The 22325-nt window shown below is 58.3% G+C and carries 25 protein-coding genes; 14 read left to right on the forward strand and 11 right to left on the reverse strand.

Annotated features, from left to right (window positions below; translation table 11 throughout):
* Window positions 1-13: 13 nt before the first annotated feature.
* Complete coding sequence (gene lldD, locus R0125_RS02880) at window positions 14-1153, reverse strand: FMN-dependent L-lactate dehydrogenase LldD (protein WP_317237070.1); 1140 nt, start codon at window positions 1151-1153, stop codon at window positions 14-16.
* 218 nt (window positions 1154-1371) lie between these two features.
* Between lldD and R0125_RS02885 the strand changes: the two genes are divergently transcribed.
* The 5 genes from R0125_RS02885 (at window position 1372) to R0125_RS02905 (ending at window position 5518) form a co-directional block, all read left to right on the forward strand.
* The gene (locus R0125_RS02885) at window positions 1372-2145 is read left to right on the forward strand and encodes a GntR family transcriptional regulator (protein WP_317237071.1); all 774 of its coding nucleotides are present in this window, start codon (window positions 1372-1374) and stop codon (window positions 2143-2145) included.
* A gap of 105 nt (window positions 2146-2250) precedes the next feature.
* A complete protein-coding gene (locus R0125_RS02890; RefSeq protein ID WP_248182115.1) occupies window positions 2251-2706 on the forward strand; it encodes a CopD family protein in 456 nt (151 codons plus the stop codon).
* Complete coding sequence (locus tag R0125_RS02895; RefSeq protein WP_317237072.1) at window positions 2703-3155, forward strand: DUF1294 domain-containing protein; 453 nt, start codon at window positions 2703-2705, stop codon at window positions 3153-3155. Before R0125_RS02890 ends, R0125_RS02895 begins: the two co-directional genes overlap by 4 nt.
* Before the next feature lie 95 nt (window positions 3156-3250).
* Window positions 3251-3730, forward strand: a complete 480-nt coding sequence (locus R0125_RS02900) for a peptidylprolyl isomerase (protein ID WP_248182112.1) — start codon at window positions 3251-3253, stop codon at window positions 3728-3730.
* Window positions 3731-3748: 18 nt separating this feature from the next.
* Window positions 3749-5518 carry a DEAD/DEAH box helicase gene (locus tag R0125_RS02905; protein ID WP_317237073.1) on the forward strand — a complete coding sequence of 590 codons (1770 nt, stop codon included), beginning with the start codon at window positions 3749-3751 and terminating at the stop codon, window positions 5516-5518.
* A 484-nt stretch (window positions 5519-6002) separates the two neighbouring features.
* Here the strand turns inward: R0125_RS02905 and R0125_RS02910 are convergent, their stop codons facing one another.
* Window positions 6003-6206, reverse strand: coding sequence for a hypothetical protein (locus R0125_RS02910; RefSeq protein WP_317237074.1), 204 nt, complete (start codon window positions 6204-6206; stop codon window positions 6003-6005).
* A gap of 180 nt (window positions 6207-6386) precedes the next feature.
* Between R0125_RS02910 and R0125_RS02915 the strand changes: the two genes are divergently transcribed.
* Together R0125_RS02915 and R0125_RS02920 are read left to right on the forward strand one after the other, a co-directional pair.
* The gene (locus R0125_RS02915) at window positions 6387-7067 is read left to right on the forward strand and encodes an HAD-IA family hydrolase (RefSeq protein WP_317237075.1); all 681 of its coding nucleotides are present in this window, start codon (window positions 6387-6389) and stop codon (window positions 7065-7067) included.
* 301 nt (window positions 7068-7368) lie between these two features.
* Window positions 7369-8685, forward strand: a complete 1317-nt coding sequence (locus tag R0125_RS02920) for a ferredoxin reductase family protein (RefSeq protein WP_317237076.1) — start codon at window positions 7369-7371, stop codon at window positions 8683-8685.
* Between the two features lie 205 nt (window positions 8686-8890).
* Here the strand turns inward: R0125_RS02920 and R0125_RS02925 are convergent, their stop codons facing one another.
* Together R0125_RS02925 and R0125_RS02930 are read right to left on the reverse strand one after the other, a co-directional pair.
* The gene (locus R0125_RS02925) at window positions 8891-9751 is read right to left on the reverse strand and encodes a hypothetical protein (RefSeq protein WP_317237077.1); all 861 of its coding nucleotides are present in this window, start codon (window positions 9749-9751) and stop codon (window positions 8891-8893) included.
* A 179-nt stretch (window positions 9752-9930) separates the two neighbouring features.
* Window positions 9931-12420, reverse strand: coding sequence for a galactose oxidase early set domain-containing protein (locus R0125_RS02930; RefSeq protein ID WP_317237078.1), 2490 nt, complete (start codon window positions 12418-12420; stop codon window positions 9931-9933).
* A 368-nt stretch (window positions 12421-12788) separates the two neighbouring features.
* On the opposite strand from R0125_RS02930, the gene R0125_RS02935 reads away from it, so the two are divergent.
* Window positions 12789-13682 (forward strand): DUF4124 domain-containing protein, encoded by an 894-nt coding sequence (locus R0125_RS02935; RefSeq protein ID WP_317237080.1) that lies wholly within the window; start codon window positions 12789-12791, stop codon window positions 13680-13682.
* On the opposite strand, the gene R0125_RS02940 is transcribed toward R0125_RS02935, so the two are convergent.
* Together R0125_RS02940 and R0125_RS02945 are read right to left on the reverse strand one after the other, a co-directional pair.
* Window positions 13677-14678, reverse strand: coding sequence for an MBL fold metallo-hydrolase (locus tag R0125_RS02940; RefSeq protein ID WP_317237081.1), 1002 nt, complete (start codon window positions 14676-14678; stop codon window positions 13677-13679). The two genes, R0125_RS02935 and R0125_RS02940, sit on opposite strands and share 6 nt — an antisense overlap.
* A gap of 127 nt (window positions 14679-14805) precedes the next feature.
* On the reverse strand, window positions 14806-15303 hold the full coding sequence (locus tag R0125_RS02945) for a DUF2780 domain-containing protein (protein WP_317237082.1): 498 nt from the start codon (window positions 15301-15303) through the stop codon (window positions 14806-14808).
* 148 nt (window positions 15304-15451) lie between these two features.
* Between R0125_RS02945 and trxC the strand changes: the two genes are divergently transcribed.
* Window positions 15452-15892 carry a thioredoxin TrxC gene (gene trxC, locus R0125_RS02950; protein ID WP_317237083.1) on the forward strand — a complete coding sequence of 147 codons (441 nt, stop codon included), beginning with the start codon at window positions 15452-15454 and terminating at the stop codon, window positions 15890-15892.
* Here trxC and R0125_RS02955 read toward each other — a convergent pair.
* Window positions 15858-16478, reverse strand: coding sequence for a DUF938 domain-containing protein (locus R0125_RS02955; protein ID WP_248182104.1), 621 nt, complete (start codon window positions 16476-16478; stop codon window positions 15858-15860). The two genes, trxC and R0125_RS02955, sit on opposite strands and share 35 nt — an antisense overlap.
* Before the next feature lie 86 nt (window positions 16479-16564).
* Here R0125_RS02955 and R0125_RS02960 point away from each other — a divergent pair, with 86 nt between their 5' ends.
* Window positions 16565-17032 carry a hypothetical protein gene (locus tag R0125_RS02960; RefSeq protein ID WP_317237084.1) on the forward strand — a complete coding sequence of 156 codons (468 nt, stop codon included), beginning with the start codon at window positions 16565-16567 and terminating at the stop codon, window positions 17030-17032.
* Between the two features lie 128 nt (window positions 17033-17160).
* Here the strand turns inward: R0125_RS02960 and R0125_RS02965 are convergent, their stop codons facing one another.
* Together R0125_RS02965 and R0125_RS02970 are read right to left on the reverse strand one after the other, a co-directional pair.
* On the reverse strand, window positions 17161-17361 hold the full coding sequence (locus R0125_RS02965; RefSeq protein WP_410797546.1) for a CsbD family protein: 201 nt from the start codon (window positions 17359-17361) through the stop codon (window positions 17161-17163).
* A gap of 161 nt (window positions 17362-17522) precedes the next feature.
* Complete coding sequence (locus R0125_RS02970; protein ID WP_317237085.1) at window positions 17523-18485, reverse strand: DUF6635 family protein; 963 nt, start codon at window positions 18483-18485, stop codon at window positions 17523-17525.
* Window positions 18486-18637: 152 nt separating this feature from the next.
* Here R0125_RS02970 and R0125_RS02975 point away from each other — a divergent pair, with 152 nt between their 5' ends.
* Window positions 18638-18799, forward strand: coding sequence for a hypothetical protein (locus R0125_RS02975; protein ID WP_248182100.1), 162 nt, complete (start codon window positions 18638-18640; stop codon window positions 18797-18799).
* A gap of 209 nt (window positions 18800-19008) precedes the next feature.
* Complete coding sequence (locus R0125_RS02980; RefSeq protein ID WP_317237086.1) at window positions 19009-19443, forward strand: DUF4399 domain-containing protein; 435 nt, start codon at window positions 19009-19011, stop codon at window positions 19441-19443.
* On the opposite strand, the gene R0125_RS02985 is transcribed toward R0125_RS02980, so the two are convergent.
* The gene (locus R0125_RS02985; protein WP_317237087.1) at window positions 19430-20023 is read right to left on the reverse strand and encodes a CoA pyrophosphatase; all 594 of its coding nucleotides are present in this window, start codon (window positions 20021-20023) and stop codon (window positions 19430-19432) included. The genes R0125_RS02980 and R0125_RS02985 overlap by 14 nt on opposite strands.
* Window positions 20024-20141: 118 nt before the next feature.
* Here R0125_RS02985 and R0125_RS02990 point away from each other — a divergent pair, with 118 nt between their 5' ends.
* Window positions 20142-20723 carry a nucleoside deaminase gene (locus R0125_RS02990; protein ID WP_248182097.1) on the forward strand — a complete coding sequence of 194 codons (582 nt, stop codon included), beginning with the start codon at window positions 20142-20144 and terminating at the stop codon, window positions 20721-20723.
* A gap of 10 nt (window positions 20724-20733) precedes the next feature.
* On the opposite strand, the gene R0125_RS02995 is transcribed toward R0125_RS02990, so the two are convergent.
* A complete protein-coding gene (locus R0125_RS02995) occupies window positions 20734-21402 on the reverse strand; it encodes a glutathione S-transferase (RefSeq protein WP_317237088.1) in 669 nt (222 codons plus the stop codon).
* A 214-nt stretch (window positions 21403-21616) separates the two neighbouring features.
* On the opposite strand from R0125_RS02995, the gene R0125_RS03000 reads away from it, so the two are divergent.
* Window positions 21617-22312 (forward strand): VWA domain-containing protein, encoded by a 696-nt coding sequence (locus tag R0125_RS03000; protein WP_317237089.1) that lies wholly within the window; start codon window positions 21617-21619, stop codon window positions 22310-22312.
* The last annotated feature ends 13 nt before the right edge of the window (window positions 22313-22325 follow it).

Raw genomic sequence — 22325 nt, forward strand, 5'->3', positions numbered from 1 at the left:
GGGCTATATACCGCTAGGATTCAGAGACCAGCAGGTCGGCATTGATCTCGCTGATGGATTTGGCGCCGGTAAGAACCATAGCGACCCGCATTTCTTTCTCGATCAACTCCAGTAGATTGCTGACGCCGGCCTGGCCGTCGACAGCGAGGGCGTAGATGTAGGCGCGGCCGAGCATGGTGCAATCGGCACCCAACGCCAGCATGCGCAGTACATCCAGCCCCGTTCGAATGCCGGAATCCACCAGAATTTTCAGGTCGCCTTTGACTGCATCGGCAATGGCCGGCAGTGCACGCGCGGTGGATGGAACGCCGTCAAGCTGACGGCCGCCGTGGTTGGAAACCACCACGCCGTCCGCGCCGAAGCGCACGGCATCCCGGGCATCATCCGCGTCCAGAATGCCTTTAATGAGCATTGGTCCGTCCCAGAATTCGCGAATCCACTCCAGATCCTTCCAGGAAATGGAAGAGTCAAAGTTGTTGCCGAGCCAGCCGATGTAGTCTTCCAGGCCGGTCGATTCGCCGCGGTAGGCGGAAATGTTGCCCAGGTCGTGGGGTTTGCCACGCAGGCCCACATCATAGGACCAGCGCGGATGCGTCATGGCTTGCAGGTAGCGGCGCATGGCCGCGTTGGGGCCGCTCATGCCGGAGTGCGCGTCCCGGTAGCGGGCGCCCGGCACCGGCATATCAACGGTAAACACCAGGGTTTTGACGCCGGCGGCCCTGGCCCGTTCCAGCGCGTTCTTCATAAAGCCGCGGTCCTTCAGCACGTAGAGCTGGAACCACATGGGACGGTTGATCGCCGGTGCGACTTCCTCAATCGGGCAGACCGAGACGGTGGACAGGGTAAAGGGAATGCCTTTGCTCTCTGCCGCGCGCGCTGCCTGCACCTCGCCCCGACGGGCGCACATGCCGGTCAAGCCAACGGGTGACAGAACCACCGGCATGTTCAGGGTCTCGTCAAACAGTTTGGTTTCCAGGTTCAGGTCTTCCATGTTCTTGAGGACCCGCTGGCGCAAACCGATGTCGGCGAGGTCCGCGACGTTGCGCTTGAGGGTGTGCTCGTTGTAGGCGCCGCCATCGATGTAATGAAACAGGAAGGGGGGCAGGCGGCGCTGGGCAGCAGCGCGGTAATCGGTCGAGGCGGAAATGATCATCGCGGATTCCTCAGAGGCTCTTTGATAGCCCGTGGTCTGGAGAGGTTTTAGTAAATTGGTAAGGCCAATTAATCATTTTTATCCCACTAGATTAAAAAAGCATCAATGCGGTGTCAAACCCCTAAATGGCGTTTTGGTAAAGGAAGGGGGATTTTTATTGATCATAAGTGAGTCGTTGGTTATGATTTTTGTACATTGGTAAGACCAAAGGATCGGTAATGGAAGTAGGGCAAATTCGCCAGCACCGGCTCTCTGACGACATCGTAGAGCAGTTGGAAACCCTAATACTGGAAGGCACGCTGCAGCCGGGCCAGCGCCTGCCGGCGGAGCGGGCCCTGGCCGAGCAATTTGGCGTTTCGCGGCCTTCCGTGCGCGAGGCGCTGCAAAAGCTGGCGGCCAGGGGCTTGGTGATCAGTCGCCAGGGCGGCGGGAATTACGTGTGCGACTCGCTGGGGTCGAGCTTCAGCGACCCTTTGATGAACCTGTTGGAAAGCCGGCCCGAAACCCGCCGCGATCTGTTGGAGTTTCGTCATACGCTGGAAACGGATGGCGCCTACTACGCCGCCCACCGCGCCACGGACCTTGATCGTCAGCAACTGCAGCTTGCTTTTGATGAGCTGCAGGCCTGCTATGCCCGCGAGCCCAAGGCAAGCCGGGAAGAAGAAGGCGCCGCCGATGCGCGTTTTCATCTGGCGATTGCCCAGGCCAGCCACAATCTGGTGCTGCTGCACACCATTCGCGGTTTGTTCGATCTGCTCAAACGCAGTGTGGTGACCAATATTGGCGGCATGTATGCACTGCGCAGCGATGCCCGGCACACCCTGATTTCGCAGCACCAGGCCTTGTTCGACGCGATCATGGAAGGCCGTGCCGAGGATGCCAGGCGCATTGCGGGTGAGCACATCCGTTTTGTGCAGAGCGTGCTGGACGAGCGCGAGGAAGAAATTCGTCGGCTGGCCCGCGCTCAGCGGCGTGAGCGGCCGCAAACATAAAGCCAGGGTTGTCAGCGTCGTTACCCATCAGGTGAGCGCCTTGTTGTTTGTTGCCGCTGGTGCGGCTTATGCTCTTCGCACACATATCTGTTCCGGGGTTGCTTTATGAGTCTTGCCATCGCATTGCACGTTCTCTCTGCCGTTATCTGGGTTGGCGGTATGTTTTTCGCCTACATGGCCCTGCGCCCGGCGGTCATTGAGGTGATTGATGCCTCACAGCGGGGCGCGCTCTGGTGTGCCACCCTGTCCCGGTTTTTCCGGTGGGTGTGGGCGGCGGTGATTCTGTTGCTGGTGACCGGTTACTGGATGATCTTCAGCGTGTTCGGCGGCATGGCGGGAGCTGGCTGGCACATCCACGTGATGCAGGGGCTGGGGATTGTGATGATCCTGCTGTATTTCCACGTCTATTTTGCGCCTTTCCGCCGCCTGAAGCAGGCTGTTGCCAACCAGGATCCCCAGGAAGGCGGGCGCCAGGTGGGGCAGATCCGCAAACTGGTGGGTACCAACCTGATTCTTGGGTTGATCGTAGTGGTGGTTGGTGCTGGTGGGCGGTATCTGTGAGTTCGCATAGGGCGGCAAAGGTTGGCGCCAGTGTCGCTTCGGGCGTCTGGGTGTCCGCGGCGGTTGTGCTGGTGTTTTTCGCCATTCTGGCGGGCCTGCTCCAGCGGGGTTATCTGCCGGTGTCGATCCTGGCGCTCTACAGCGGGATGAGTCTGGTGTTGTTCGTGATGTACTGGATCGATAAACGGGCGGCGCAGCGGGGTGCACAACGCACCGCTGAGAACACGCTGCACCTTTTCGAGCTTTGCTGTGGCTGGCCCGGAGCGCTTCTGGCCCAGCAGGTTTTTCGGCACAAAACGCGGAAGGGCAGCTATCAGTTTGTTTTCTGGCTGGCGGTTCTGTCCAATGTGGGTGCTCTGGGTTGGTTGCTTATGGCGCCGGAGGCGAGCGCTTTGCGGCAGCAATTGGGCTTTGATCTGTCGAGGCCTTTGCAGCCGCTTGTCTGGTAGCTGGCTGAAAATCGCGGAGGTTCTGGTTTTCTATCCCTGAAGTCTGCGTCGCTACTGGCTATAATGGCGCACTTTGAACCATCGCAGAGAACCTTATGCCAATCGAAAAAAACCAGGTGGTCCTGTTTCATTACAGCGTTCGTGATGAGCAGGGCAAGGAAGTGGAAAACTCCCGTGGTGGCGAGCCGAACGCCTATTTGCACGGCCACGGCGGCATTATCCAGGGGCTGGAAGACGCCCTCGAAGGTCGCGAAGCCGGCGATACGTTCAGCGTTACCGTCACGCCGGAAAAAGCCTATGGTCCGCGCAAAGGCGATGCGGTGCAGCGCGTGCCGGTCAAGCATTTGATGGGCGCCAAACGCTGGAAGCCGGGCATGGTCGCCCAGGTGCAAACCGAGCAGGGCCCGCGCCATGTGGTGGTCACCAAGGTCGGCCTCAAGTTTGCGGATGTCGACACCAACCATCCGATGGCGGGTAAAACCCTGACCTTCGATATTGAAGTCATCGAAGTGCGGGACGCCGATGCGGAAGAGATTGCTCACGGCCACGCCCATGGGCCGGGTGGGCATCATTGATCGATTAAACCCTGCAACATGACGGCGCCTTTCACGCTGCGGCCTTACCAGCAGGAAGCGGTTGAGGCCACGCTGAACCATTTCCGCCAGTCCGATGAATCTGCGGTCATCGTGCTGCCCACCGGTGCGGGTAAAAGTCTGGTTATTGCCGAGCTGGCCCGCCTCGCCCGGCGCAGGATTCTGGTGCTGACTCACGTCAAAGAGCTGGTGGAGCAGAACCACGCCAAATACCAGAGCTATGGGTTGACCGGCGGCATCTTCGCCGCCGGACTGAAGCGCAAGGAAAGCCGGCACCAGGTAACCTTTGCCAGTGTGCAGTCGGTATCGGCCAATCTGGATCAGTTCCGGGATGAATACTCGCTGGTGATCATCGATGAGTGCCATCGGGTCAGTGGTGAGGACACCAGCCAGTATCAGCGAATCATCGAGCTGCTGCGGCGGCAGAATGATTCCCTCAAGGTGCTGGGGCTGACCGCCACACCCTATCGACTGGCCATGGGCTGGATCTATCGCTATCACTATCGGGGCTTTGTTCGAAGTGAAGAGGACAAGCCCTTTCAGCACTGCATTTTTGAGCTGCCGCTGAGCTACATGATCAATCGCGGGTATCTCACCCGGCCTGAGTTGGTGAACGCTGCGGTGGCGCAATACGATTTCTCCGCACTGGCGCAGGACCGCTTTGGCGAATACACCGAGAGAGACGTCAACCAGCTGCTGGGCAAACACCAGCGGGTGACCCGAGCCATCATTGAGCAGGTGATGGAGCTGGCGGCTGAGCGCAAGGGGGTGATGATCTTTGCGGCCACGGTGGACCATGCGCGGGAAATCACCGGTTATCTGCCGGAAGACGAAACCGCTCTGGTGACCGGCGCGACCGATCTGAAGGATCGGGACTCGCTGATACGGCTTTTCAAACAACGGCAGTTGAAGTATCTGGTGAATGTGTCTGTGCTCACCACAGGCTTCGATGCGCCCCATGTGGACTTTATCGCCATTCTTCGGCCTACCCAGTCGGTCAGCCTGTATCAGCAGATTGTCGGCCGCGGTCTTCGCCTGGACGAAGGCAAGCCGGATTGCCTGGTGATTGATTACGCGGGCAACCCTATGAACCTGCATCACCCGGAGGTAGGGGAGCCGAAACCCAACCCGGACAGTGAGCCGGTGCAGGTGTTCTGCCCGGGCTGTGGGTTTGCCAATATCTTCTGGGGCGAAACCGACGATGACGGCCATGTGATCGAGCATTACGGGCGTCGATGTCAGGGGCTGATTGAGACTGCAGATGCCGAAAATCCTGCCGTGCAGAACGGGCGGCCGCAACAGTGCGATTACCGTTTCCGGTTCAAGGAGTGCCCCCACTGCGGTGGCGAGAACGATATTGCCGCCCGCAACTGCCACCAGTGCCGCAACGCCATCATCGACCCGGATGATCAGCTGCGGGACGCGCTGAAACTCAAGGATGCCATGGTGATCCGCTGCGCCGGGATTGCGTTAACGGTGGATGGCCGCAAGCTGAGGATCACCTATCACGGTGAAGATGGCGAGGAACTCCGCGAGTCGTTTGATTTCAGCAAGCCGGCGCAGCGTCATGTGTTTAACAAGCTGTTCGGGCGTCGTTTCGCGAACGGCCGGGCCCCGCAAACGTTCAGCAGGGTGGATGAGGTGCTGGAAAACCAGGCCCTGTTGCCGGCCCCGGATTTCGTGATTGCCCGCAAGCAGAAGCATTTCTGGCAGGTGCAGGAACGGGTGTTTGATTACCAGGGCAGTTATCGTAAGGCGAACGAAGCCTGAGGTCTTGAGCCTTCAAAGCGGTCTGCCCGTGAGCGGCGCAGACCGCCTGTGTAGTTGCACCACGTTAACCGGGGGTTAGCGCAAAGCTCAACAACCAGCGATTCCCGCGTTCAATTGTTGACACGCGGTGCTCGTAAAGATCCGGGCGAAAGAGATATAGCCTCCCGAAGAGATTAAACATAGTCTTCTCACAGATGAATTCGCCTCCGGCCCCGGGCTTGGCGAGAACCCAGTTAAGTTTGTACAGCGGGCCTTCGGAGACCATGTCGACGTGGCGTCCTACGCTGTGGCCCTCGGGATATCGCACAAGGTATATGTTCAGGCATTTGGAATGGAAGAGAACCCTGGTTTTCACTTTTTCAGGCATTGGAGGTGCGCTCACTATTTCGCCGTGTGGGAGACTCCGATATGAGTTTGTACGGTCGGACGGGTGGCCGTCAAAGGGTCTGACATGTCTTTCTGCCCGCGGCTCTCCCGATCTCTTCTAAATCTCTATAAACCGTGGGGCCAGTATCAGCCCGACACCCACCGCCAACAGTTCCCAGGTGCTGCTCGCAAGGTATGGGTACAGAATCATCGCTATGCCGCAGTAACGGGTGACGATGTTCTGCCTGCGCCGCCCGTGCATGAAGTACCCGAAACCGACACAGCCGAAGAGCAGTGCCAGGAAGATATCTGTAGTTTCCATAAGCCGAGGTCCCCCTGCCTTTCAGATTCGTGACATAGGTAGATTCGGCGAGCCGGTCATCATGTCTACCCTGCGTCAGTATCATTCAATAAAAAGTTAACAAGAAAAAGGTAGGGACAGCATACTGCGATAACCTGAGCTACACTTTTTTAAATCAACAACGGCATAGGGAGGCTCGTCATGGCTGGCCCACCGAACGTCGTTTTATTTGATGTCCTTGAGACATTGATTGATCTGCATCCACTGGCAACCCGGCTGGAAGAGGTTGGCCAGCCAGCGATACTCCTGGAGCCCTGGTTCCTGCGCTTTCAACGTGACGCCATGGCACTGACCCTCGCCGGTGATACGGCACCCTTCGATGCCGTTGCACGGGAATCACTCCGCACGGAAACAAAATATATGCTCAGTGAGCGTGATATTGAGTATGTCGTTGACGGCTTCTCTACGCTGCCCACTTTCGACGACGCCGCGCCAGCACTGAAGAAAATCTCGGAGGCGGGGGTGATCGTTGGCTGCCTGACTGTTAACAGCCCTGACAAAACACGCCGCTTTCTTGAGGGGGCAGGGCTTGCCGTGTTTGTTGATCACGTAGTTACTGCGCAGGATGCGGGTGTCTGGAAGCCTCATCCGGATATTTACCGTTTCGCCGCCAAACGCCTGGATACGCCTATCGATCGCCTGGCACTGGTTGCCGTGCATGCCTGGGATTGCCATGGCGCGAAACGGGCCGGTGCACTGTCGGGTTGGTGTGCACGCCTTGAGTGCAGGCCCGGAGATGTCTTTCTACCCGCCGACGTCACTGGCGATACGCTTGTTGAGGTGGCAGACAAACTGATGTCGCTACCGTCACCCAGAACATAGTCCCGCAGTCGTGCTTGCAGCTCGGCAAGTGGGCTCGGGGCTCGTTCAGACATGCGACCTCCGGCTCGCGAACCTGGAGTTTGGCATGACGTGCCGCGACTGCGCGCGGGTCGAAGCCATGGCCCTTACACTCGTTCTGTCCTTTGCATGCGTTTTCAGTGGTCTTGCTGATGTTTTATACGTGGCTGGACTGTTCTTCGTGGGTAGGAGGGGGGGCACAGTGCCATTGGAAAACAAACCAGTTCCGGTTTTGCGGGAGGACTGAATAGTAGGGTCAGAGTAAATGAAACAGACTAGACAGATGAAACCGTTCTTTTTGATCGTTGCTTACCTTGTTGCGGTTACATTGCCGCTGATCCTGTCCGCGTGGTTCGGCGGACCGCCACGCCAGTTCCACCAGGAACTGGCATCTGGCCTTGGCATGCTTGCCTTCTCGATGGTCCTCATTGAATTCATCCTGTCCGGCCGTTTCAAGACCATTTCAAATGGCATCGGACTGGATGTGACCATGCGGTTTCACCAGATCATGGCTCGCACGGCCCTGGTTTTTGCTCTGCTGCACCCGCTTCTTTACCAGGGCACACCGTCAGGTGGTCAACGCCCCTGGGACCCTACGCGCGAATTGACGCTCACGACCGATTTTTCCGCGCTGTCGACAGGCATTGCCGCCTATCTGCTTCTTCCAGGCCTTGTGGTACTGGCAATCGGGCGCACCCAACTGGGCTTCAAATACGAGACATGGCGCCTTTTACATGGGGTCGGCGCGCTCTTGATCGCGGTTCTGCTGTTGCATCATACGGTGTATGCCGGGCGTTACGGATCGCAGCCTGTGATGTGTTGGGTGTGGCTGGCAATGACGGGTGTGGCTGTTGGGTCACTGCTGACGGTTTACCTGCTGGCACCCCTGCTGCAGAGGGCACGCCCCTGGCGCGTGACCTCGGTAGTCCAGTTGACGCCAAAGCAATGGGAAGTGACCGTGAAACCGGACGGTCATCGTGGTCTTGATTACAAAGCCGGGCAATTCGTCTGGCTGAATGTGGGGCATAATCCCTTCTCGATGAAAGAAAACCCGTTCTCCATTTGCTCAGCGCCGGCAGCCGGACCAGAAATATCTTTCATGATTAAAGAGCTTGGCGATTTCACCCGAACCATTGGCCAGATAAAAGCTGAAACAGTCGCCTACCTTGACGGCCCTTATGGCAATCTGACTGTCGATAGCCGCGCTGAACCCGGGGTTGCTTTGATCGCAGGTGGTGTTGGCCTTGCTCCGCTGCTGGGCATACTCAGGCAAATGCGCCAGACTGGTGATTCGCGCAAGGTGAAGCTGATCTACGGAAATCGGCTCATTGAACAGATTGCCTACCGTGACGAGTTGAATGGGGGGCTGGGTGCGGAGAACGTTGTCCATGTGCTGTCAGAGCCGCCAGAGACTTGGCACGGAGAGACAGGCTTCATAGATGCAGCACTGATAGATCGCGTATTTTCAGAGCAGGAGGTCAGCGAATGGGTCTTTGTGATGTGCGGACCGGCGGTCATGATGGATATCGTTGAAGATCACCTGGTCAAAAGGGGCACGCCCTCTCACCGTATCCTGTCGGAGCGGTTCGGCTATGACTAATCCAATCAAGCGTGTGGGTCAGCGGCGACGGGTTTCTTTGATCCTCTGGGGTCTGAATATCACCTTGTGCCTGATCCTTCTCGTTTTTGTATTACGCTGATTCATGGAAAAAACCGGGGAAGATTTGTTTTAAGCCCTGTTCCAGCGCGCCGCTGGATTTGGTCACCTGTGTAATAGCCGTGATAGTGACAAGAGTGACAAGGGGTTAGAGCCCCTTGTCAGCAACCGGCTTAACGGGGAGCCATTCAGTTTCGCCCTGGATACGACTGCTGCTGTCACCGATGCGTATCGGTATTTGCCAGCGTTTAACAACACTCGACTGAGACGGATCCTCAACTTGGCCGGAATAGGATGCACGTGGTTCTATCCACCCGTAGCTGGGGCCGCCCGAAACCGAGGCCCATTCCGTTCCGGCGTTGTCCTTGCCTTCGACAAACGGGGGTGCGCCAGCAGGTGCAATTTTGGCCCAGGTCGGGCTGTGACGATTGGCCTCCACGCCCTGTGGCGAAAAACGCAGAAAGGGCTCATCTTGCTCACCCATGAGCGTCAACGCCGAGTCGCCACGGTAAGACAGGAAAAGCCCCGGGCGTGCACTGCCAGCCATCGCGCGTACCAGCGCCTGACCTTTCAACGCACCGACATCCACCACCTGTGCTTTGACGATACCGTCCACGGGGGGCACATACTCGAATCGACCGGAGATCGCGCTTGCGGTATCACCCAATCGCACCGGCACCGACCAACGGCCGACGGACGCTGGCTCACCTGCGTCAACCACTTGATGGGGGGCGTCTACAGGGTCCGTGCGCAGCCGCAGGTCGAACCAGCCCCAGTTCGGTGAGGCTTCGACGACCGTCCAGCGTGACTTGCTGGATGCGTCTGCCGGAATCGCGCCGGGCGCCATCAGGGTGTTAGTACGGTGGAACGCCGCCGCGCCCAGGTCCCCTTCGGTATGTTCCGGGCCAATGCGCAGGAAAGGCCGGCCAGCTTCGTCGTTGATCGTTAATGTTTTATCAGTGGGATTGGCCACCAGTAGCTGGGGTGCCAGCGTCTTGCGTAACTGCACTCGCAGTTCCGACAGGGCGGGCGGTAACGGATCGAGCACGGCACGTATGCTGCCTTTGTCCCGGTCCGAACCACTGCCGTGGCTGTGTGCGGTTGCCGCCCACAGCAAGGTCAGGGTGACGGTTAAGCATGAGACGAAAAACCGGCCCCGAGGGGGCCGGCTGTGGTTGAGGCAGAATCTCACCCTTCGGTGCTCTGATCGGTGAAGTCAACGATCAGGCCTTCACCGGCCTCGGGCAGGCTTGTGATGGTATCCCCAAGCACCGAGATGCCGCCTTCGAACGCAACGCCAAGTTCATTGATCAACTGAGGCGTACCATCCTCAAGCTGACCCAGAGTCGGCACGGCGCTGGTCGCACCTGAACCAATATCGAAGATCGGTTGCAGCAGCGTGCCAACATCCGCGTTGAGCAGACCGTCGATCAAGCCACCGTCGCTGTCCTCGGCCCCGGCTGGCGCCGGCTCAAGCTGCTGGGTGAGCGCGCTGTCAGACCCACTGGGATCGGCGAGCACGCGAACGGGTGTGGACTCCGAAGGTACACGCATGCCGTCATCTGCTTCATAGCTGATAAACATCATGTACTGGCCTTCTGGCAAGACTGCGCGGTTGGCGGTCATCTTGACTCTCACCTTGGCGCTATTGCGATCTACGATCGGCAACTCCACCGCGCGCTGATCGCCGTCGACCAGATGGGTGGTCGCCTTGCGGCGGATAAGCATGACCTGGTCAACATTCGGCCGATCCGTCTTGATGTCAAAAACGCCGCCATTCGTCATCAATGCAACAGGCGCTTTTTCGATCACCGGGCGGTCGTCACGCGTGGCATAGGGTGGCGTGTAGATCTCAAATGACGGGTCACGCCCGGCATAGTCCGCAAATCCCAGTTCGTCCAGGTTAATGAACGAAGCGTAGGCGGTGTTGATGGGTGAATGACCACCAATCATCACTCGTCCGTCAGGCATCAACACGGCCGTGTTGTGGTAGGTCCGTTCGCGGTTCGCTGAGGCCATTGGCTTCCAGGTTTCGGTCTCGATGTCGAAACGTTCAGACTGAATGATCGCGCCTTCCAAGCCGGTTGCTACCACGCCATCGCGTGTTCCACCGGAGAACACCATGACGCTGTTGTCTGGCATCATTACGCCAGAACCATACCAGCGCGGCTGGTTGAGGGAGCCGGTCAGACGTGACTCGTAAGCCATGTCAGCACCGTTGGTGGTGACAGTGTCGATACGCGACGAAGAGATCGGAAAGTAGCCGCCCGGGCTGCCTGCGGCGCCATAGGTTGGCACGCCGCCGGCCGTCAGAAACTCGGACTCGTGGTAACCGCCATTCGCATCCGGACGCAGCGGCAGCTGAATCGAGAAGGTCGAACCGCGCATGCCGGAGCCGATGGCCCGCTCAAGTGACTGGTCATCGACCGGCGTTTCGAGTAGCTGATTGATGGCAGCCGTCGGATCGTCAAGGGTCGCGCCAACAAGATCACCCAGAAGACGCTCCACCTGATCCGGATCGGTATTGGTCGGGTTGAGCGTGGTGCTGAGTGCACCCAGGCCGATATCATTCAGCCGCAGCGGCAGGCCGGCGTACCCGAGGTCGGTCCATTGCTTGGATTCAGGGTTGTAGGTTCCGACGATGTTCCACAGCGCCTGGTCATAGGCCTGCCCGAAGGGATTGAACGCCTGGCCGCCTGCGTTATAGAAAACGTGCCCGTTCGGCAACAGGTGCATGCGCGGGAACAGCGGCAGTGAGCGCTGAGCAGCCGTGCCGTTGTTGCTCCACGTGCCGTTCTCGGTATCATAAGTTTCGGTCTGTGCGACGTTACGACCGGACTGGATGGGATCCTCCGGGTATACCGGCTTAAGCAGTTTGGTGACGCCGCTGGCCACGAATACGTCGCTGTTGGCCAGGCTCACCAGGCTCGGATACCAGCGACCGAACTCCATGTCGCCGCTCTGGCTCCAGGTATTGGTTGCCGGATCAAAGATGCGCGAGGACTTCAGGCCCTCCAGTTCCACAACACCTACCGGTAGGCCGTCGATGCCTGGCTCGGAATAGTAGTCGGTGCCACCGACCGCCATCATTCTGCCGTCTGGCAGAAACACCACGTCGGCACAGAACAGCGCGCCGTCATTTTTGGCGGTATTGTTAGACGTATCGAGCAGACCACCGGTCAGCGTCGTGCTGTCGTTGCCATCGGGATTAGCGCCGCCGTCGATCGGTGTGGGCTTGACCCAGGTGGGCTGATCGTTCTCGTCCAGGGTCATAACCCGTGACTGGTCGTTCACAGAAATCTCGCCAAACTGGGCGATGACTGCCAGTTCTGCGTTCTCAGTACCTTCGAGCGCATTCAGATAAAGAAAGCGATCACCGCCTAATACTGCAATGGTGCCCGCTGTTGGCTTGCACTGAAGGGAGCCGTCGGCACCCTCGATGCAGCGCTCGCCGGTCGCCATTTGCTCACCGTCCACTTGAATGGTGGGCTCAGAGAAAGGCTCGCTGAAGAAGCCAACGTCGCCGGTGACGTCGGAAGGCTGGCCGTCGCCGGTGCTTTCCCCATCGCCACCCAGCAATCCGCCCAATAGGCCAGCGTATGCCGCCGGTGTCCCCGCAATGGCAAGTGCCATCGCTGATGCTAGTGCTGCTCGCTTGTAGGTTTTATCGAGTCGCATTTTGCGTTCTCCTGCGGAGGTCATTTTGTGAACGATTCCGCTTTTTGTTGTGTGTGTCGCCCGGCTGATTGGCCGGAACGTCCAATCAACGTACGCAAGGGGGGCAGGTTTAGTTTCAGAAAATGTCACTTTTTTGAGAGTTCCCCGAACGGAATATCCGTCCGCGCTGCATTGTCCAGCGTGGTCTTGATCACCAGCCAGGAAGGCTGGCACATGCACATTTATGCCACGACTCGTGTTGGCAGGACTGGTTTTTCACTGTACCTTTTTGCTACTGGTCATCACTATTCCATGTCTTGGTTGGGTAACGCGCAGTGTTTAAAAGGTCAGGGAAAGCCGTCAGTCCAGCCCTTGTGTTTTCGATTCTCATGATCGTTGCGAACTCTGGCAGCGCAAAGATTTATAAATGGGTAGATGAGAACGGGAAGGTTCACTTCAGCGACCGACAGGATCATCGCGTTGAGCAGGAAGTGGTCAACGTGAGGCCAACGGCATCGGACTGGTCGCGTTTTGATATTAAAGTTGAAACGGTGGACGTCGAACTGAGTGACGAAGAAAACCAGAGCATTGTAGACGGTGTAAATAATGTCTATGAGTTTTTCGACCGCGTGATGTCTTTTGATATGTACCGGACGGTGCCGGTCAATATATTGATTTTGAAAGATTACACTGTTTACCGTAACTACCTGGTTCGCAATGACAGAGGCTTGGGCGTGGCGTCTTACGGTCTGTATATCCCCTCTGAGCATCAAATCGTCGTTTACATGCAGGAAGACCGAGGCTTGACTTTCAGGACGATCAAGCATGAGGTGAGTCACGCGGTTGTTGATACCATCGTCCCCTATGCGCCTGCCTGGCTCAATGAGGGGCTTGCCGAGCAGATGGAGATGCTGGAGCGTGACGAATCGGGGTTGTATTTTGAACCGCACCCGGTCAATCGTTGGGTCGTCGCTCAAGCCCTTGATCAGGACCGTTTAACAGACATCGACGAATTCTTGAAACTGTCCAGTAACAAGTGGCGGCATTCCGAGATGGCAGGGCACGGAAGCCTGCGAGCGCAGTCCGGCGAGTTTGTCTTTTTTCTTCTGTCCAAACCGACCCGGCGAAACTTTTTGGTGCGGTTGATGCACAACTTCAACCGGGGTGATCGCACGCTCTCATATTATCTGGTGGATGATAATTACCTTGGTGGCCTGACCATGCTGGGTTCGGACTGGCGGCGTTGGCTGCACGCTCAGGGTAAAGGGCTCATCAGACTATAGTCTGGCGCGCGGCGACCACACCTCCCCGTGCTGCATCACCCGAAATGCCGACTCATTCAAGCCCTGCCTTTCCAGCGCCAGCCGCAGTCGCCGCGGTGGCTCGTCCATGGGTTCATCGGTGAGCACGAATGTGCCCCAGTGCATGGCGACCGACTGGCGGGCGCCAATGTCCTGGTGAATCCGCACTGCTTCCTCTGGCGCCACGTGCACCGGGGCCATGAACCAGCGCGGGTCATAGGCACCGATGGGGAGCAGCGCCAGGTCAATGGGCGCAAACAGCTCGCCGATGTGGCGAAACACCCTGCCATAACCGGTATCACCACCGAAATAGAGCCGAAAACCGTCCACCTCCAGAAGCCAGCTACACCAGAGCGAGGCGTTGGTGTCGGTGGGTGTTCGTCCACTGAAGTGCTGAGCCGGCAGGCAGAACACCTCGCTGTTGCCGGTCAGCGGCGCGGATTGCCACCAGTCCAGCTCCACCAGGTTATGAATGCCACGCTTTTCGAACCAGCGGCGCAACCCCATGGGAATGCAAAAGCGCAGGTCAGACCCGAACCGTCGGTGCAACTGGCGCACCGTTGCCTCGTCGAGATGGTCGTAGTGATTGTGGGAAATCAGTACCAGGTCGATCGGCGGCATGTCCGCCACCGTCAGGGCGGGGGGTGTGCAGCGCTTCGGCCCGATCAACCGGAAGGGGCTGGCACGGTCCGACAACACCGGGTCGGTCAGCACGTTCAGGCCCTTGTGTTGAAACAGAAACGAGGCATGCCCCAGCCACGTCAGTTGGGGGGCCTCTGGCGGACTCATCAGCAGGTGGCCATCCGGGCGCAGCAGGGTGTAGCGTTTACCCGGCGGAAAGCGGCGGCCGGGCGCCAGTTGCCAGCGCAGGAAATCCCCCAGGCCGTGCTGCTCTGAGCGTTCCAGGTTTCTGTATTTGCCCCGGTAAAAGTGGGGCTCGGCAGCAAGCGCTGCCAGGCGTTCACGGTCGATGGTCATGGGTTGGTCTCAACGCTGTTCTTGCGACTGCCACGATAGAGCCAGAAGGCCATAGCAGCGCCTGTATTGCCGGCGGAGAGCTTCGTGTGGGCACAGGCGATGGTCGATCGGATTCCTGACCGCCCAATCAGCCAGCAGGTGCCCAAAGACTTTGCAATTGGCCCAGTAACGACGAACCAACGCCCTGATCGCCCAGGAAGTCCATCACGATCGGTACAAACTGCTGGATCATGGCGCTGTCCATACCCAGCGCGGAGAAAGCCGATTGCACGCCGTCCATGGACGAGACATTGGACAGCAGACTGCTGCTCAGGCTACCACCACCGCCCATCAGACTGGACAGGCCCGACGCTTTGTTGGTCAGGGTGCCGATAGAGTCTGGGCTGAGCTGATTTTTCGCCAGTTGCAATAGCGCAGAGGTACCGCCCGTCGCCTGCGTTTTGGTAACACCTAGCTGATTCTGGAGCTGACCGACCAGTTGCTGCGTTTCACCAGTGACTTCCGTTGCCGAGGAGATCGCTTGTGTTCCGCTGGAAATAGTGTTGCTGAGGCTAAAGGCGTCAGCCGAGGGTGCTAATAGATAGATGCTGGAGACCAAAAGGAATTGCTTGAAAATAGCGTTCATTAAGACTTCCTGAAAGGTGTTCTAGTGACAATTAACAGTATAGTTGGGGCAGTGGGTGCATAATAAAAGGGTGGGGAACCCGGGCGCTTGAATTCTCTCCATGTGCCCAGATTATTCTCTCCAACAGCGACTCAGAGACCGACTCACCATGACTGACACCCGACACCTCGTGTGCCCCCATTGCCACAAAGTGAATCGCGTGCCCGCGGACAAGCTGTCATCCGGCGGCAATTGCGGTGCCTGCAAGCAGCCGTTGTGGCCGGATCAGGTTCTGGATCTGGGTGACCAGAGCTTTGCCGCCCATACCGCGCGCAGTGATGTGCCGGTGCTGGTGGATTTCTGGGCTAGCTGGTGTGGCCCCTGCAAGGTGATGGCGCCGCAGTTCGAGCAGGCGGCGAAAGCCTGGCGGGGCAAGGTGCGCTTTGCCAAGCTGAACACCGAACAGGCCCGCGGGCCGGCTGGCCAATTTGGTATTCGCAGCATCCCGACGCTGATCCTGTTTCAGAATGGCCGCGAGGTGGCCCGTCAGAGTGGTGCCATGAATCAGGCGCAGATCAGCCAGTGGCTCCAGTCGAACGGATTGGTTTGAACACCAGCAATCGGTTGTTTGCCGGCATGGCGTAATTCTCCGCCAGTGTAAGGCCCACCGTCCCCGCCAGCGCGCAGAGGTCCTCCAGATCCCTGATGCCCATGTGGGCGGCGCGGGCCCGCAGGTGCTGATCAAACTGTCGGTTGCTGTCACTGGAGAACCGGCCCTGGTGGTTGAACGGACCGTACAGGCAGAATGCGCCGTTTTTTGACAGGCGTTCATCAATACCGCGAAACATCTGTTCCACTTCCGGCCACGACATGATGTGGGCAGTGTTGGCTGAGAAGGCCCAGGTAAAGGCCTCAACAGGCCATTGGGCCGAGCCGACGTCGAGGTCGATCACTGGCAGGATGTTGGGCAACGACGCCTGCGCCAGCCGGGGGCGACAGGTTCCCGCCGCGTCGGGATGGTCGGTCGGTTGCCACTGTACGTGAGGCATGGCGGTGGCGAAATGCACGGCGTGCTGGCCGGTGCCGGTGCCCACTTCGAGAACGATGCCCGGGGTGTCGAAGATCTCACGGAGCTTCTCGAGGATCGGCGATTTGTTGTTCTCACAAGCTTGGGAAAAGGGCAGGTTGGTGACCATTACGTCATGTCTCCATGCGGAGAAGGCTTCCGATTGGTATCATCGTACATGGGACGTAAATGTTGATCCAGAAGAGGTACCCGGTTTTGATAACTCCGATGCGATTGCTGGCCAGTGCTCTGCTACTGGTCCTGATGATGCCACTGGCACAGGCCGCCAAAGATGACAGCGAAATGGCGGTGGAGTCCTTGCGCGAGCAAATGCAACAGCTCGATGAGGAGCTGGCGGATTTTAGCGCCGAACGTCGGGAACGGTTGATGACTGACATCAAGGACGTGCTCGGCGCCATTGATGACCGTATCGCGACCCTGGAAGACCGCCTGGAGACCGACTGGCAGGAGGCCGACAAGATCGCCCGCGCCCAGTCGCAGACTGCGCTGGCGTCCCTGCACCGGGAACGGGCCCGGATCACTGAATGGCACGAGCGCATGGAGGACAGCGCCGATTTCACCTGGGAGTCCATGAAGGAAGGCTTTAACGATGTCTTCGACAAACTCTCCGACGCTTTGCAGAACGCAGAGCAGAAGGTCGGCAAGGTTGTCGAGGACATTTGATCAGGGGGCCCAATCTCACTGGCTGCCGTCTTGGTGCGCCTGGTTGGTGAGGCAGGTTTCGGAGGGTCTGCTGGTTGCGACGCACCAGGGATACAAAAACGAAGCCGTATCCCTGGCTCAGGCAAGGTTTATTTAGTGAGTTTGTCCCACTCTTTCTCTGCCTCGTCTTTCTTGAGGCCGTACTTTTCCTGAATTTTGCCAATAAAGTGATCTTTGCGGCCCGCGATTTCCTCGACGTCGTCGTCGGTCAGCTTGCCCCAGTGTTCTCTTACTTTGCCTTTGAGCTGCTTCCAGTTACCTTCCAGAGTATCGTTGTTCATCTCGGTCATCCTTTTTCCGTGAATTTGAGTCGAACTGAATACCGCAATAGCAGCAAGTCATTTCGCTATTACGTAACTGCACCTCTCAACGTGCCACACAACGAGTTGTTCGACAATTACAGTTGGTTCAGGTGAAACGTTCCAGTGGGCTCTCCTGCGTTGTTCTTGCCCTACAAAAAACCTGATCGGACCATATCGAACGTATCCAGAATCCGCGCTACGAACTGATCCTTTGGCCGAAAGCTGTTTTGGGTGCTCAGTGTCACGTCTTGCTGAAGGTGATCCAGAAGTTTGTGCAGGCGCCGGCGATGCAGACCGATCGCCGCCTGAACGGGATCGAAAATCACACCGGATAAGGCCGCAAACGCTGCCAGGGCTGCCATCACCGCGACCATAACGCTGGCGGTTGTTGCCAGTGAAGGTTCCGGTGGGAATACGCTGTAGTACCATCCGCCGATAGTTTCGCCCAGGATAAAGTCTCTGGCAGCCAGCGTCTTCGCCATCATGGAGGCAAGCACCACTCCGAGCCCAATGCCGCCGGGGGTGAATTTCTGGAACGCGAACGCGCCAAGCACGGTGCAGCCAATACTGTTGGTGATATCGGCCGCGGCCGTTCGAGTCACCCGGTACTGGCTGAGGGTGTCTGCGATCAGAGGGTGTACCAGCTCGCTGAACTTCTGGTGGTCGATTGACTCGCAATTGTGGCGGTCATAGACGGCCTCCAGGGCCTCAACCAGGTAGCGCTCAATGAGCGGGCTCTCCTGACCATTGTTCAGCAACTCCACGAGGATCAGCTGCGAGATGTGATGCTGTACCCGGGTGGTGAACCCAGCCGGCACACGATCAGCCAGGCTGTGCAGCCATATGAGACCTGTTCGTCGTGGCAGCAGAATCTTCGTCAGGCAGGCCAGGGCATATATGGGTGCCCACAGCAGATTGATCGGTGCCCGCAACATGTCCCAACCCAACGCCCTGCGGTTGGTGGTGATGGCGCCGGGGTAATGGAAGTGGCGATCGATAAACGTCGGCACCCGTGCCCGACAGTCGTCGAAGTAGCGTCTGATGCCCTCGCGGACAGCATGCTCGATCTCGGCTTCGGAGATGGTTTGCTCGGGCGATGTGACAGTGCGCATAGTGAGGGAGCATCTGCAGGCAAATGGGTGTCTGCCGCATTAAACCGCAAAATGGACCGGTGCGGCCACATACTCCAGCAATGTTTCCCGGTTTCAGCTATACTGGCCAACTGTTGTTGGCGAGCAAGCCGGCATGCAACCAGGGGACTACCATGAGCAAGAAACCCGCAAAAGCGACGTTAACAACCGCCACGATCGAAGAGCAGACCGCGGCATTTTTAAAAGCAGGCGGCGTTGTTGAGTACGTTGGCAAAGGTAAAAGTGGACAATTCGCCTCTACAGGTTCGAAGCAGATCAACCTGAAAAGCAATTGATGTAGCCGGTGCCCGGGGGCAGATAATGCCCCTGTTCTCACCGACCCACCGCCAAGCCTGAATCCCTTCTCTGAGCGCCAGCTCTCTCCCTTGCCAAACCCGCTGCTGCTGCCCATCTGCGCCCCGGCAAGCGACGATGCCAATATTCGGCAAGATCGTAAAATGTGTCCTACCCTTGTGGAACGGTTCCCTCACTCAAGGAAAGGGTCATGAATATGATCACCAACACACAACGTTTCTTCCTTTACTCCGTGCTGGCAGTTTCAATGGTTTCCGCCGCCCATGGCGCAACGCCCGCGCCTGACGGCGCAGCGGTGTATTTTGTTTCACCAATGGATGGGCAAACTGTCAGTTCGCCAGTAACGGTGAGGTTTGGTCTGGAGGGGCTGGGCGTGGCTCCGGCGGGTGTGGAGCGCGGTAGCACCGGCCATCATCACCTGCTTGTGGATGTCGACGATCTGCCCGCCATGAACCAGCCGGTGCCGGCGGATGACCGCCATATTCACTTTGGCGGTGGACAAACCCAGACCACCCTGGAATTGTCGCCCGGTGAGCATACACTGCAATTGCTGGTGGGAGACCACCTGCACGTACCCCATGAGCCGCCGGTGATGTCCGAGCAAATCACCATCACGGTGGAGTAATCGCGACGGCGCTTGTGCCCAGCACAAGCAGCTCCTGCAACATGCTGTAGCTCAGGCCCCAGATGCAGTAATCCTGGTAGCGGCAACAAGGCAGGTTCAGAGTGCCTACGGGCGTGCGCCAGGGCAGCCTGCTCTGGTTTTCTCGGGCGGCGAGGTAGTCCAGTGGAACCCACACTATTTGTTCCACTTCATGATTCAGCGTGACCGGCTGCGTGCCATGCCATTGATACACGTAGGGTGTGACGACCATGGGGCGCCAGCGGCTATGATGGCGGGTGATCAGGTCCGAGAGCCGGGCCTGAAAGCGGCCATGGCGCAGGAGATCGACGCCGGTTTCTTCGAGCGTTTCCCGCTCAGCGGCCGCACGGGGTGTGGCGTCTTCCGGTTGCATGCGCCCACCCGGAAAGCCCATGTCGCCGGACCAGGGGTCGCCTTGCCGGCGGGCCCGCTGGATAAACATCAATTCGACGCCGCCGTCATCCGCTTTGCGATAGATCAACGCCACTGAGGCTCGCGTCAGATGGCGCCGGAACGGCAGCTTTTGGGGGCGCAGGGTTCTGGCCCAGGAGTGGGTTATCACAGCGCGCTGTCCTTTGTTGTATGCTGATTGACAGTGGGCCACAGGGGCGGCTGATCCGCAACTGAACCACTGGCCGCCCATTCATTCATGATCCCATCAAGGATTCCGCCAGATCCCTATGAAACCGCTCCTGAATCAACAGTCCGAGGCAAACGAACAGGCCTTGACGGCCATTGCCCATATGCCAACCCGAAGCCTGCCCGTGCTTATGGGTGACGAATTCGCACAGGCGTTGACGGATGCAGACCGCATGCGCATCGCGGTGTTGCTGGCGCAGAAGAGCTACAACGAGGGCGGCTGCCCCATTGGTGCTGTGATTGTGGATAATGCCACCGGCAGGATTGTGGGTAAGGGGCACAACACGCTGGTTCAGGAGAACCATCCCTACAACCACGGCGAGACGTCTGCCATTCGTGACGCAGGCCGGCTTGATTTCAGCCAGACCACGCTTTACACCAGCCTTAGCCCCTGTGAGGTGTGCGCCACGCTGCTTGCAATGCGAGGATTCAGCCGCGTTGTGGTAGGTGATGTAACGAATGCCTCCGGCACCGAAGCGGCGTTGGAAGAGAGGGGCATTCGGGTGGATATTCTCGAGGATGCACGGGGTGTTGCGCTCTATGCCCGCTTTCGCTCTGAAAAACCCGAGCAGGATCTGGAGGATTGGCAGGGCGTCAGCGCCCTGCACAGGTCAAAAAACTGATGGTCGCCGTTCAGGCGAAATCGTATCTCCCGCCCTTTTCCAGCGCCTGTTGATAAGCCGGCCGGGCGTGCACGCGTTGCACCCAGGCATTGATGTGGGGCCGGTGCTCGCCGACGATGCCCCGCGCCACGGACGCTTCCAGCGGAAAACTCATCTGGATATCCGCGGCGCTGAGGTTGTCTCCGAGAAACCAGGTGTTTTTCGTCAGGTGGGCTTCAACAAAGTCCAGGTGGGTTTTGATCATCGGGCCGATGAAGATCTCATTGGTTTTGTCTGAGATGCCTTTTGCCACGGGCTTGATGAAGAACGGCATCGGGCTGGTTTTGACTTTCTCGAAAACCAGGCGCATCACCAGCGGTGGCATCAGCGAGCCTTCGGCGTAATGCAACCAGTAGGTGTAATCCAGCCACGCCTGGCCGCCACTCTCAGGCAGCATGGTGCCTTTGCCGTACGTGTGGGCCAGGTATTCAATAATGGCGCCGGATTCGGCCACCACCAAGTCACCGTCCGTGATGACCGGAGATTTCCCCAGCGGGTGGATCTTTTTGAGGCTTGCCGGTGCCAGCATGGTTTTGGGATCACGCTCGTAACGCTGGATCTTGTAAGGCACGCCCAGCTCTTCCAGCAGCCAGAGAACGCGTTGTGAGCGGGAATTGTTGAGGTGATGAACTGTAATCATGCAGAAACTCCGTTCGCATCGAAATAATGAGCAGGTTAGCAGTGTAGGCCGCAAATCGCGTTTTGGTTCACCGCCACCGTGATTTGCGTCGCTTTTCGGGATAGTTTATGCGGATTTGCTGTCGTTACCGGAGCCGTTTAAACCTGTGAATTGGGGTGTCTTTACCCTACGATTATACTATCAGTGTTGCAGCGCAGGCGGTTTCCAGAGTCTTATGTCCGATAAAGAGCTACGCCCCAGATCCGATAAGCAATCCATCGACGAGTTTATCCATCAGGTTCGCACGCTGCCGACGCACGGTGGCGGGCAGGGCCGGCTGATTTTCGCTCTGGACGCCACCGCCAGTCGTGAAGCCACCTGGGATCAGGCCTGCCATTTGCAAAGTGAACTGTTTATGGCGACTCGGGATCTGGGCGGCCTGGCCATTCAGCTTTGTTACTATCGGGGCTTTGGCGAGTTCAAGGCCACAGGCTTTGTGACGGAAACCGGTCAGTTGCTGACGCTGATGAACAGGGTGTCCTGCCTGGGTGGTCGCACCCAGATCAGCCGGGTGTTGGCCCACGCCGTCAAGGAGACCCGGGCCGAGGCGGTGAAAGCCGTGGTGTTTATTGGCGATTGTTGCGAGGAACCGGTGGACGATCTTTGCCACACAGCTGGCGAGCTGGGCATGCTGCGAACCCCGGTGTTCATGTTTCATGAGGGCAACGATGCCCATGCCCGGGCGGTGTTCAAACAGGTAAGCAAACTGTCGGGTGGCGCCTACGCACCCTTTGATCGCGCCAGCCCACAGGTTCTCAGGGATCTTATGGCGGCAGTGGCGGTCTATGCTTCCGGAGGCACCAAGGCGCTTGGGGATTTTTCCAGCCGCAGTTCCGAGGAAGTGAAGCGCCTGACCCGACAAATCCGGTAGCGCGTGCGGGCGG

The organism is Marinobacter sp. M-5, assembly GCF_032911545.1.
GTDB classification, from domain to species: Bacteria; Pseudomonadota; Gammaproteobacteria; order Pseudomonadales; family Oleiphilaceae; genus Marinobacter; species Marinobacter goseongensis.